The sequence below is a fragment of the Acinetobacter sp. ANC 4648 genome, assembly GCF_002135345.1.
In the GTDB taxonomy this organism is placed as follows: Bacteria; Pseudomonadota; Gammaproteobacteria; order Pseudomonadales; family Moraxellaceae; genus Acinetobacter.
On the sequence record NZ_NEGI01000008.1, the window covers coordinates 108,032 to 120,009 of the forward strand.

General features: G+C 36.8%; 8 protein-coding genes and 3 pseudogenes. 3 read left to right on the top strand and 8 right to left on the bottom strand.

Features of this window, described 5'->3' with window-relative positions; all coding sequences use genetic code 11:
- Positions 1-7: 7 nt before the first annotated feature.
- Positions 8-1,468 (top strand): NosD domain-containing protein, encoded by a 1,461-nt coding sequence (locus tag B9T27_RS13350; RefSeq protein ID WP_086207305.1) that lies wholly within the window; start codon positions 8-10, stop codon positions 1,466-1,468.
- Between the two features lie 64 nt (positions 1,469-1,532).
- A complete protein-coding gene (locus B9T27_RS13355; protein ID WP_086207357.1) occupies positions 1,533-2,852 on the top strand; it encodes a carbohydrate porin in 1,320 nt (439 codons plus the stop codon).
- A gap of 332 nt (positions 2,853-3,184) precedes the next feature.
- Here B9T27_RS13355 and B9T27_RS13360 read toward each other — a convergent pair whose 3' ends face one another.
- The 3 genes and pseudogenes from B9T27_RS13360 to B9T27_RS13370 form a co-directional block, all read right to left on the bottom strand.
- Positions 3,185-3,883: a DUF1826 domain-containing protein gene (locus tag B9T27_RS13360; RefSeq protein WP_086207306.1), complete on the bottom strand. Its 699-nt coding sequence runs from the start codon at positions 3,881-3,883 to the stop codon at positions 3,185-3,187.
- A 165-nt stretch (positions 3,884-4,048) separates the two neighbouring features.
- Positions 4,049-4,201: pseudogene (locus B9T27_RS13365) on the bottom strand (GNAT family N-acetyltransferase); the annotation flags it as partial.
- 1 nt (position 4,202) lies between these two features.
- Positions 4,203-4,335 (bottom strand): annotated as a pseudogene (locus B9T27_RS13370) (benzoate/H(+) symporter BenE family transporter); the annotation flags it as partial.
- A 448-nt stretch (positions 4,336-4,783) separates the two neighbouring features.
- On the opposite strand from B9T27_RS13370, the pseudogene B9T27_RS13375 reads away from it, so the two are divergent.
- A pseudogene (locus B9T27_RS13375) lies at positions 4,784-6,204 on the top strand (MFS transporter).
- 121 nt (positions 6,205-6,325) lie between these two features.
- On the opposite strand, the gene B9T27_RS13380 reads toward B9T27_RS13375, so the two are convergent.
- The 5 genes from B9T27_RS13380 to cysK all read right to left on the bottom strand — a co-directional run bounded on the left by B9T27_RS13380 (position 6,326) and on the right by cysK (position 11,957).
- Positions 6,326-6,748, bottom strand: a complete 423-nt coding sequence (locus B9T27_RS13380; protein WP_086207358.1) for an ATP-binding protein — start codon at positions 6,746-6,748, stop codon at positions 6,326-6,328.
- 629 nt (positions 6,749-7,377) lie between these two features.
- Positions 7,378-7,572, bottom strand: coding sequence for a heavy-metal-associated domain-containing protein (locus B9T27_RS13390; RefSeq protein ID WP_086207308.1), 195 nt, complete (start codon positions 7,570-7,572; stop codon positions 7,378-7,380).
- A gap of 145 nt (positions 7,573-7,717) precedes the next feature.
- Entirely contained in the window at positions 7,718-8,119 is a 402-nt protein-coding gene (cueR, locus tag B9T27_RS13395; RefSeq protein ID WP_086207309.1) for a Cu(I)-responsive transcriptional regulator, read from the bottom strand.
- A 73-nt stretch (positions 8,120-8,192) separates the two neighbouring features.
- A complete protein-coding gene (locus tag B9T27_RS13400) occupies positions 8,193-10,673 on the bottom strand; it encodes a heavy metal translocating P-type ATPase (protein ID WP_086207359.1) in 2,481 nt (826 codons plus the stop codon).
- A 285-nt stretch (positions 10,674-10,958) separates the two neighbouring features.
- The gene (gene cysK / locus B9T27_RS13405; protein ID WP_086207310.1) at positions 10,959-11,957 is read right to left on the bottom strand and encodes a cysteine synthase A; all 999 of its coding nucleotides are present in this window, start codon (positions 11,955-11,957) and stop codon (positions 10,959-10,961) included.
- Between the last annotated feature and the right edge of the window lie 21 nt (positions 11,958-11,978).

Sequence of the window (11,978 nt, forward strand, 5' to 3'; positions counted from 1 at the left end):
AATGACCATGAAATTAAATATGTTACGTTTAACGGCGCTAACTTTAGGTCTAGTTGCTTCAGGATTTACTGCAGCAGAAACTTATGTGGTAGACCGTTATCAAGATGATAGCAATAAAGGTTCATTTCGTTGGGCCATTGAACAGTCTAATGCCAATAAAGCACAAGAAAATGAAATTCTGATTCAAGCTGTGGGTAAGTCTCCATATATCATTAAAGTAGATCAACCTTTACCGCCCATTAAGTCATCTGTCAAAATTATTGGCACACAGTGGGAAAAAACTGGTGAATATATTGCTATTGATGGCTCAAATTATATCAAAGGTGAGGGTGCTAAAGCCTGTCCAGGTGCAAATCCTGAACAATATGGAACCAATGTCAGAACGACTACATTGCCAGGTTTGGTACTACAAGATGTCAATGGCGTAATGCTAAAAGGTTTGGACGTACATCGCTTTTGTATTGGCGTTTTAGTGAATCGCTCAAGTAATAATTTAATTCAACACAACCGTATTAGTAATAATTACGGCGGTTCTGGTGTCATGCTGACGGGTGATGATGGTAAGGGAAATTCAACTTCAACCACGACAAATAACAACAAAGTACTCAATAATATATTTGTAGACAATGGCGATGGTTTAGAGCTAACCCGTGGGGCTGCTTTTAATTTGGTTGCAAATAATCTTTTTACCTCGACTAAGGCTAATCCAGAGCCATCGCAAGGCATTGAAATTCTGTGGGGGAATGACAATGCGGTAGTGGGTAATAAATTTGAAAATTATTCAGATGGTTTGCAAATTAATTGGGGTAAACGTAATTACATTGCCTATAACGAACTGACCAATAATTCACTTGGTTTTAATTTAACAGGTGATGGCAATATTTTTGATAGTAATAAAGTACATGGCAACCGAATTGGTATCGCAATCCGTTCTGAGAAAGATGCCAATACACATACGACATTGACTAAAAATCAAATTTGGAATAATAGCAAAGATATTAAACGCTGTGAAGCAGGTGGCTCATGTGTGACGAATCAGCGTTTAGGTGCAATTGTTTTTGGTGTACCTGCACTTGAACATGCAGATTTTGTCGGTTCTCGCGGTGGTGGTGTGGTTATTGATCCAAAAAATATGCAGAAAACTTGTACTGCAACCAATCAAAAAGACTGTAATGCCGTTCCCAATCAAGCGATAAAAGCCCCTCAATTAAGCGTGAATAAAGGGCAAATTGTTGTCTCTATTCAGGGAAATCCACAGCAACGCTATCAAGTTGAATTTTTTGGTAACACTGATGCAAAATCTCAAGAAGCTGAGTTTTATTTAGGTTCAGTTACTGTTTCAACTGATGCTTATGGTGTAGCTAAAACAACATGGAAAGCACCAATACATGTTGGCTCATTGACGGCAAATGTGACTGATCGCAATGGTGCAAGCTCCGAACTTAGCTCGGCAGTTCAAATTAAATAAAACAATCAAAGCATGGGAAGTCCGAATAATTTGGGTTTCTCAAACAGAAAATGGATATTTTGTTATGCAACAATTTTTAAAACTCAGTCTTTTGTCAGTTGCTGTTGTAGGTAGTCAATTTACCAGTGCTAATGATTTTTGGTCGCAAGATCGTCAGTGGCTTTTGGGAGATTGGAATGGAGAACGAAAGCAACTTGAAGATCAGGGTTATAAGTTTACTGCTGCAATTATGAGTCAGGGTGCGACAAATATTGACGGAGGCTATAATGACAGTACTACCTTTAAAAATGCAGCTCAGTTAACGCTTGGGGCTAACTTTGATTTAAGCAAAACTTCTGGTTGGGACAATACCACAGCAGCTATTATGATCACCAAACGTGATGGTAATGCATTAACTTTGGACCGTATTAAAGACCCACGTTCAAGTGCATTAGGTAATAGCCAAGAAATTTATGGGCGTGGAAAAATCTGGCGTTTAACGCAGGCGTGGGTAAAAAAAGGCTCTACCGATAATACTGTGCAATTTAAAATTGGCCGTATGGGCATGTCAGATGACTTTAACAGTTCACAATGTGAATTCCAAAACTTACTCTTGTGTGGTGGACAGCTGGGTAAATCGATTGGCTCAATTTGGTACAATTGGCCAGTCAGTTTATGGGGCACCAATGTCAAATATCAATTTACACCTGAATGGTCATTTGGTATCGGAGTTTACGAAGTAAATCCCGATAATGTTAAAACCCAATCCGATAGTGATGGTTTTAATCTTGATATGAACAATGTTAAAGGTGCAACCATTCCATTAGAGCTCGCATGGAAACCTAAATTAGCAGTATTTGATGAATTACCAGGCGAATATAAAATTGGTGGATTGTATTCCACTGCAAAAGCAAATGATGTCAAAACGGTAGGGAAGGTCCATGATGGAAAACACAGTTTTTGGGTAAATGCTCAACAACAACTAACACAATACAACAGTGATGCTAAACGTGGTTTATTCATGAGCGTGAATGCTGTGGTGAATGACAAAACCACCACAATGGTACAAAGCACGCAACAACTCGCACTTTGGTATAAAGGTGTTCTCGATAATCGACCAAACGATTCAGTCGGTTTGGGATTCGCAAATTACGTGGTGAATGAGCGAGCTAGAGATCGTCAAATTGAGATCAATCAAAGCAATGGTTATGATCAATATAATGCTTGGGCCGCAAACTATATTCCTATACAACATGATGAACTCAATATTGAGTTAAATTATACATACCAATGGTCTCCAGCAATTATGCTTAGACCCAATATTCAATATATCTACCAACCTGCAGGCGTAAAAGAAGTCGATGATGCATGGGTGGCTGGCTTAACGATGCGGGTAAACTTTTAATCAGATCAATCCCTCTGATTAAAATTTTTCACACAATATTGCAATGGTCATACGTGATATGGGAATAAAAGAATGAAAAAAATTAGTTTGGTCTTTTAAATGAATCCCTCTTGGGTATTCCGTTTGAAAGATCCATAAAATCACAAATACAGTGAGGATTGAAATTAGATAACCCCATTAATAAAATGTCGGTAAAGATTGGTGATAATGATCGGGCTCTTTGGCTTGGTTTACTTAATTTTTTTGGGATAATCTGTCCTATTTCTCTTAAGCATTTAAGATTCTAAATTTGATAGGAATCAATATTACCGACTCTAATATCGAATAAATATTTAACAAATCAATAGTAGTCTATACTCACCATCCTTTTCAGTCGGAGCTCTATGCACACAGGGTAAGGCTTGTTGCGTTGGATGATCTACTGCCAACCGCCAAAGATGTCCTGAGCCTAAATTTACAGGTTTTGTATCAGGTTTAGACTGATAATGTAGATCAAAAAAATTATCTTCTAAAAAAGTTTCAAATTCAGTCTCTGGACCGTCATGTAGTTTTTTCAGTTTCTCCCTGATTTCTGGAATCAAAATCTTTTGCTCAACCTGATCATGCGGCAAAATATCACTTGCAGAGCCATGGTAAGTACATAAAAAAGTATCTGTTTCGATGGGTGAGCGATCAATATGATACGAATATACATCTGTTGAGATAAAGTCTAGCTCTTCATCCCGTTCGTAACTTTTAAGTAAATTAAGAGAAGGTGATGCTCCGAAATCAGTTAATAGCTGTATATCCCTTAAGATAATTTCCCTTGCTAGATTACCTTTTTCTGAAAGTTGTAGCGTTAAAATATCTTCAATAGAAACTTCTGTAATATTTTCTTTTAACTGAAGTTTAGCCATAATTTCTTTAAAGTCACCAAGCAAATTTCTATACCAGCAAATGGCATTCATATTTGCTTGAAAATTCGTATTTACAAGTTCAGAAAAAGTAGAAACCACTTGAATTTGAGTATTGTCAGAAAATGTATTTTTCATATAAGAATTAAATGATAAATCATATTTGATTATACAGTCAGCGTTATAGAAATAGAGAGTGATTAATCCCATAACTTGAAATAACACAAATTATTTCAAGTTTTTTAGAAGTATAAATTAAGAACAATAAAGCCAAAGTATTAAGTAGCTTTATCAGCACAGTTACTATAAAGACATATGATATTCAATTACTCCTGATTTTTCAGCAATCCAGTCATAAAATTTTTGGGCAGTATGATTAACTTCCTGTGTATGCCAATATAACCGTGTACACTGTTGAGCAATTGCTTGTTTTTGTACATATTCAATCAAGTGTTTGTTTTAATATCAATAAACCTGGCATATATTGCCCCGTTAAGGTAATTAAAAATAAAGGTAAGGCAAAACTTAGTGCAGAATTGATCGAAAAGTAGGGCTGTAAAAATAGGCGATGCCAATTTTAGCTCAAATCCTAAACTAGCTATAAAATTTTAAGAACAACCTAAAAAGTATAAAATGATTTGTGTATTTGAAATTTATTTATTTTATACAAAATGAGTCTTAGCTCTACTTTAAGGAAAATTCTATTTTTAAACCCTTTAATTTTAGAAGTAATTTCCATCAGTCCCGTATTTAAAAATCTAGCCAAGAGCGTTACTTGCGCTAATTTTCATAAAATACAATGCTTACTTTTTAATGTGAAAAAAATAGTTAAGGAGTTTAGTAACAGACTCCTTAATGAGCACTACAGGGATTGTCGGAACTATGCTCGTGAGCTACCATTCCGAAATCAAAATTAAAATATATTAGATAAATAAACCACCCTCAATAGGTGCAATTATGACAACTTCTTATCGTGATCCGAAACGATGGTGGGTACTAACAGCGGTAGTACTTGCCTTTCTTCCCGTTGTTATTGATATGACCGTTCTCCATGTAGCGGTACCTTCACTAACTCAATCTTTGAGTGCATCTAGTACTGAAGTTTTATGGATCATTGATATCTATCCACTTCTCATGGCAGGTCTCTTAGTTCCGATGGGAACACTTGCTGATCGTATTGGTAATAGGAAGGTCTTGTTAGTTGGATTAATAATTTTTGGTATTGCTTCCATACTTGCTGCGTTTTCTCAAAGTGCATCGATGCTCATAGGGGCTCGTGCATTTCTTGCTTTGGGTGGTGCAATGATAATGCCTTGTGTTCTAGGTATTTTCGCAAAACTTTTGAAGACAGTGCTGAGCGTGCTATAGCTCTTGGCATCTGGGGGACTGTTGGATCTGCAGGTGCAGCAATAGGTCCGCTTATTGGAGGGGGCTTGCTTGAATACTTTTGGTGGGGCTCAGTTTTCTTGATTAACGTACCAATAATGCTTGTTGTTGCTCCAACATGTTATTTTCTTTTATCTCGAGAAGAGGTCACAACACCTGGTCATTGGGCATTTGGTCAAGCATTGTTACTCATTGTTGGCTTAATATCGCTTGTTTATTCACTTAAAGCCGGAATCGGTGGTAAACAGTCGTTATTCGTTGTGCTAGCGCTTGCAATGATTGCAATAGGTTTATTGGTCATTTTTGTACGTAAACAACTTAAATCTACCCAACCTATGTTAGATCTTTCTCTATTTTCACGTCCAGCCATTTTGGCAGGGATTATCATGGCGATGGTTGCTGCTGGGGCTTTAGCTGGGGTTGAACTCACTTTAGCTATGGAGCTTCAATATGTAATTGACCTAACACCACTACAAGCAGGTCTGTTTATGGTGCCGATTATGGTCGCTGCAGCTATTGGTGGGCCAACTGCTGGATTTCTTTCAAATAAATTTGGACTTCGTTTGGTTGCTACACTGTCACTATTTATTGCCGCATGTGCTTTAGCGAGTCTCGGATATTCTGACTTTCATAATCCTGGTGTGATTGTTCCCTTTATTTTAGCAGTGACTGGTTTGACGCTTAGTATTGGCTTAACAGCATCATCAATTGCAATTATGGGATCTGTACCTGCAGAAAAGGGGGCAGCAGCAGGCTCATTGGAAAGTACAGGTTATGAACTTGGTACTGGACTTGGTATTACTTTATTTGGCGTATTTATGGCAAATATTTTTAGTAGCAATATTAAAATACCTTCAGATTTTCCAGCTTCTTTAGCAGAAAAAGCGAGTCTTTCAATCGGTGATACTTATTTGGTTGCAAGTAATTTACCTACAGAGCAAGGTGCAGCACTCATTTCAGCAGGAAAAATGGCTTTTAGTGCTGCACATGTCACATTATTAACCACAGCGGGTTTAGTAATAGGCATACTTGCTGTTGTTGTATTCTTTATGCTTTCAAAATATCGTCAGTAGGGAATACTTATTAATTTTATTAATTAAAATTTTAGGTTGGGGTTTCAGTGAAAAATGTTTAGTTTAAGATATACTAAATCATCTGATTTTTACGGATATATTTTTTCATTGGAATCACTTATTACTGATTTAAGATTGGATAATTTTTTAACTGTATTTTAAAGCAGCTTCCACCTAATGTTTTTGATTTAGAGTAATTTAGGCTGCCTTGATGAGCCTCAATGATCGCATCAATAACCGCTAGTCCTAAGCCTGTACCACCATCTAAACGTGATCTAGAATCTTCCAAGCGATAGAACGGTTTAAATAAGTGTTCAAGATGAGACTCATCAATCCCAGGACCTTCGTCCTCTAACATCAAAATCCAGTTTTCTTGTGTTTTGTAGGTCGTAATCATCAGTTGCCCCGGATTAGCATATCTTAAGACATTTGAGAAGAATGCAATCAACACTTGCTCCATACGCCTTTCATCACAGAACACACTTTCATCAGTCAAATTTACCACTTCATTTAAACCTTTGACTTGAAAGCGCTCATGAAACATTTGCAAGCATTTATAAATACTGGCTTTTAAATTAGTCTTTTGAAGCTCTAAGCGAAATTGCTTATTCTCAATCAAAGTCCCTAATGGCTATTTTTTTAGGCATTTTAAAAGGTTTTTTTCCTGATCATTGGGAACAGTCTAAAAATTATTACAAATAGACATATATACAGAGCGACAAGTTATGACCGCAATAAAGGCGTATTACTAAAATCAGACTATGTATTTATGCTTGAGTCACTGGAGAGCTATATAGGTCATATTCAGAGCTTAGATATAGATAACCATGAAGAAATAGACCGATTGAAATTATTATTTATAAAACTAGATCATCAGATCCAACGGTTTAGATAGCGCAGAATTTTGCATAACGAATATTATGTTACTTAGCTTACTCAAGATCGTGAATACACTTATTTAGATTCACGATCTTGAGCTGTGGCTACAACTAGGTTGTGTAGGCCACAGTCTTAGATATTCTATTTAACATAATATACATTATGCGAAATCAGTAGATATTAAAAATTAGATACTAGAAATAGCTTATTATATTGTTTGTATTCATATGGATAATAAAAGCCAGATAAAAATTATCTGGCTTTTAAATATAATATAGGTTTAGCTTTATTAATTTAACGTACTTCCGCAGGAAAACCATCTTCAGCAAGCGCATCTAAAATAACTTGAGTTGGCTCTATTGTTTCAAGATCTACAATTTTATTTTCAACATCAATATTTACATTTGCATTTGCATCAATTGATTTAATCGTTGCAGTCACTCCTCGAGCACAGCCACCACAAGTTATATTAGCTATATATAGTTTCATGTTAAATCTCCAGTTAAATAAAGGATCTGTGAATATAGAAATACTTTAAAGCTTGACATCATGGTAAGGTCAAGTGCTTTAACATAAAATAAAAAACACGGCATAGAGAATAGATTCAAAGAATAATTCATCATATTCAGTAAAATTATCTAATATCAGCTCCATGCTCAATATGCTTAAGAATCGTACAATTTGAACTTGAATCACCTGAACAACTGACAACTGAATCTTGCAGTGTATCTACCATCTCTTGTAAGGTTTTAATTTTTTGGTTTAACGCTTCAATATGCTTAGAAGCCAATTGCTTTACTTCTGCACTGGTACGTCCTGTATTTTTCCACAATGATATAAGTTCTTTCATTTGTTCGGAAGAAAAACCAAGGTCACGAGCATGTTTAATAAAGTTCAAGGTTTTTAAATCTTGCTCGGTATATATTCGATAACCAGCATCTGACCTTTTGGCAACATCAATAAGTCCAATTTCCTCATAATAACGAATCATTTTTGAAGAAATTCCAGACTGTTTCGAAACCTGTCCGATATTCATATTTCACCTCAGTCAAATTGACTGTAGCTAGTAATTACAATCAGCTACAGTATTTTATTCTTTTTAAATAACATTAATGATCTGTCATTAATGTTGGGGCAAAAGCTCTTAACCGTAAAGCATTTCCCAGTACAAAAACAGAAGATAATGCCATTGCACCCGCTGCGAAAACTGGAGAAAGTAAAATTCCAAAATGCGGATATAGCAATCCTGCTGCAACAGGAATTAATGCGGCATTATAAATAAATGCCCAAAATAAATTCTGACGAATATTATCAATTGTTGCTTTACTTAAGGCAATTGCATTCGGGACACCCAATAAACTTCCAGACATCAATACAACATCCGCTGCCTCAATTGCAACATCAGTCCCCGTCCCTATTGCCAAACCCACATCTGCTTCAGCAAGCGCTGGTGCATCATTAATTCCATCACCTACATAAGCGACTCGACCATAACGCTGTTTTAACTGACGTACAGCTTCAACTTTTCCATCGGGTAATACTTCTGCAATCACTTCATCAATATTTAATTGCTTTGCAATAGCTTCAGCTGTATGTCGATTATCACCAGTAATCATAGCAACAGCCAAACCAAGTTGATGCAGAGCTTGAATTGCGGTGAAGGTTGATGTCTTGATAGGATCTGCAACGGCTATGATTGCAGCTAGTTGATGATCAATAGCCACATATAACGGGGTTTTACCTTCTTGACCTAATCGTTGAGCAATTTGATTAAAAATGGTCAAATCCAATCCCATCTTTTGCATGAAGCGATCTGCGCCAATATGTATTGCACTATCTTCAATTAGTGCTTCTATACCAAAACCTGTAACAGAATTAAAATTTTGCACACTCTTTAAAATTAAACCTTTATTTTTTGCTGCCGTTACAATGGCTTGAGCAATCGGATGTTCTGATTTATCTTCTACTGAGGCAACTTTAAGCAATACATCATTTTCATCAAAACCAGCGATCACTTCAAAATCAGTTAATGTTGGTTTTCCTTCAGTTAAAGTACCGGTTTTATCTACAGCAACTACTCGGGCTTCTTTTAAAAGTTGCAATGCTTCACCTTTGCGAAACAATATCCCCATTTCAGCACCGCGACCTGTACCCACCATAATAGAGGTCGGCGTTGCTAATCCCATTGCACATGGGCAAGCAATAATAAGTACCGCAACGGCATTTACAAGACCGAAAGTCAGTGCTGGCTCAGGACCAAAAATAAACCAGACTAAGAATGTGAATAACGCTAATAACATTACAATTGGCACAAACCACATCGTAATTTTATCAACCAGAGCTTGAATGGGCAGTTTTGAGCCTTGAGCTTGTTCAACCATGCGAATAATTTGTGCAAGAACAGAATCGCTACCCACAGCAGTTGCTTTAATCTGAATATTACCTTTCTGATTAACGGTCCCACCGACTACACTTGAACCTATACTTTTTTCAACAGGAATTGGTTCTCCTGTAATCATGGACTCATCAATATAACTTTGCCCAAATACCACATCACCATCTACAGGTACGCGTTCTCCTGGACGAATTTCAACAATCATGCCCGATAGAACTTCTGTAATTGGAATTTCAATCAGCTCCCCATCTTGTTTTACACGTGCTGTTTTGGGTTGCATTCCGACTAAATGTTGAATCGCCTGAGATGTTTTACCTTTAGCTTTCGCTTCAAAAAAACGTCCAAGTAATATCAGTGCAACAATTACTGCTGCTGCTTCGTAGTAAACATTGACAGTACCCTCAGGTAAAACTGTTGGTATAAAAGTGGCAACCACAGAAAAGCTATATGCTGCTAACGTTCCAACCGAAACGAGCGAGTTCATATCGGGTGCTAAACGAAATAATGCGGGAATGCCTTTTTGATAAAAGCGCCGTCCCGGAAATAATAAAATTAATGTGGTTAATATAAACTGGATATACCAACTATTAAGTGTGCCAATCTGGGTTGCAATAAAATGGTGAAATGCTGGAATCATATGCGATCCCATTTCTAGAATAAAAACAGGCACTGCGAGCACAGTTGCAATGATTAAATCCCGTTTTAATAATTCTTGCTCGTTGGCTTTCTGATCAATTTGTTCAGTACTATTTTGTTCAACAGGTTTCGCGTTATAACCCGCTCTTTCAATTGCGGCAATTAAGCTTTGGATATTAACATCAGCATAGGTATGAATGAGTGCTTTTTCAGTCGCCAAATTGACTGCTGCAGAACGAACACCATTCACCTTAGTTAAGGCTTTTTCAACACGACCTACGCAGGAAGCACAAGTCATCCCTTCAACCATTAACTCAATCGGTGGTTTTGTTACAACGGTATAACCCGTTTTTTCAATAGCTTTAATAATTTCTGGATAATTGATAGGCTGATCACTATGAATAGTCGCCTTTTCTGTGGCTAAATTTACTGCAACAGATTGTACTCCATCAATCTTATTGAGGGCTTTTTCAACACGGCCTACACATGAAGCACAAGTCATCCCTTCAATAGATACTGTGCCTGTATATTTTGGTGTGTTTTTTACTAGATCGTTCATATCAACACCTTCCACTATTTAATCTTATCTTATCGCTTCAGCATAAAGATTCCAACCATGGGAAGGTCAAGTGACATTTCGAACAAATGTATTGGGTATGTACTTATTTAATCCTTAAAAAAATGTAATTTTCACAAAGCTTAATCCTGTTGCCATCAATAAGATTGATATCATCTAGATGAAGAATTTGTGAAATAAAATAAATCTATAAGCTAAAAAACCAGTGAATTGCTCACTGGTTTTTTAGTAATATTAGTGTTCTAAAAATTTACTTTATAAATAAATTTAATCTGCAGAAATATCATCAAATAAAACTGAAGATAAATAACGTTCACCTGCGTCAGGCAGAATGACTACAATGGTTTTTCCTGTATTTTCAGGACGTTCAGCAAGTTTAGCCGCGGCTGCCATCGCTGCGCCACTTGAAATCCCGACAAAAATACCTTCCTGGGTTGCTGTTTTACGTGCAAAGGTAATTGCGTCAGCACTAAGAACTGTAATCACTTCATCAACGAGATCTAAATCTAAGTTTTTAGGAATGAAATTTGCACCAATCCCTTGAATTTTATGTGGTCCAGGCGTGAGATCTTCCCCACGTTTTGCTTGACTGATAATTGCAGATTCTGCAGGTTCAACCGCAACAGAATAAATCGGCTGGTTTTTAACTTTTTCAAAATAACGTGAAATACCAGTCAACGTTCCGCCTGTACCAACACCTGCAACTAAAATATCGACTTTACCACCCGTTGCGGCCCAAATTTCAGGGCCTGTGGTTTGCTCATGAATTTTCGGATTGGCTGGATTTTCAAATTGTTGTGGTAAAAAATAAACTTCAGGTTGAGCATCACGAAGACGTTCAGCTTCCTCTATTGCACCCTTCATTCCTTTGGCAGGATCTGTTAAGACCAAGTTTGCCCCTAAGGCTTTGAGTACTTTACGACGCTCAATACTCATACTTGAAGGCATAGTTAGTGTAATTTCATAACCTTTAGCGGCTGCAACAAATGCAAGTGCAATACCAGTATTCCCACTGGTCGGCTCAACAATATGCATACCCTGTTTTAAAACACCACGTTGTTCAGCATCTGCAATTAAAGCTGCGCCAATACGATCTTTCACTGAAAAAGCAGGGTTTCGGCTTTCAACTTTAGCAAGAACAGTTGCACCTGTTTGAATAATACGATTAATACGGACTAAAGGCGTATTTCCAATTGCTTCTGCATTATTAGAATATACTGCAATACCTAAATTTTCAGTTTTTGGAAAATTTGGATCTATAGGCATGATCTTTCCTTGATTATAAAT

What these genes read in the sequence shown, in the direction of transcription:
- B9T27_RS13350 (WP_086207305.1), top strand. Translation starts at nt 8, where the DNA reads ATGAAATTAAATATGTTACGTTTAACGGCGCTAACTTTAGGTCTAGTT.
- B9T27_RS13355 (WP_086207357.1), top strand. Translation starts at nt 1,533, where the DNA reads ATGCAACAATTTTTAAAACTCAGTCTTTTGTCAGTTGCTGTTGTAGGT.
- B9T27_RS13360 (WP_086207306.1), bottom strand. Translation starts at nt 3,883, where the DNA reads ATGAAAAATACATTTTCTGACAATACTCAAATTCAAGTGGTTTCTACT.
- B9T27_RS13380 (WP_086207358.1), bottom strand. Translation starts at nt 6,748, where the DNA reads ATGTTTCATGAGCGCTTTCAAGTCAAAGGTTTAAATGAAGTGGTAAAT.
- B9T27_RS13390 (WP_086207308.1), bottom strand. Translation starts at nt 7,572, where the DNA reads ATGAAACTATATATAGCTAATATAACTTGTGGTGGCTGTGCTCGAGGA.
- cueR (WP_086207309.1), bottom strand. Translation starts at nt 8,119, where the DNA reads ATGAATATCGGACAGGTTTCGAAACAGTCTGGAATTTCTTCAAAAATG.
- B9T27_RS13400 (WP_086207359.1), bottom strand. Translation starts at nt 10,673, where the DNA reads ATGAACGATCTAGTAAAAAACACACCAAAATATACAGGCACAGTATCT.
- cysK (WP_086207310.1), bottom strand. Translation starts at nt 11,957, where the DNA reads ATGCCTATAGATCCAAATTTTCCAAAAACTGAAAATTTAGGTATTGCA.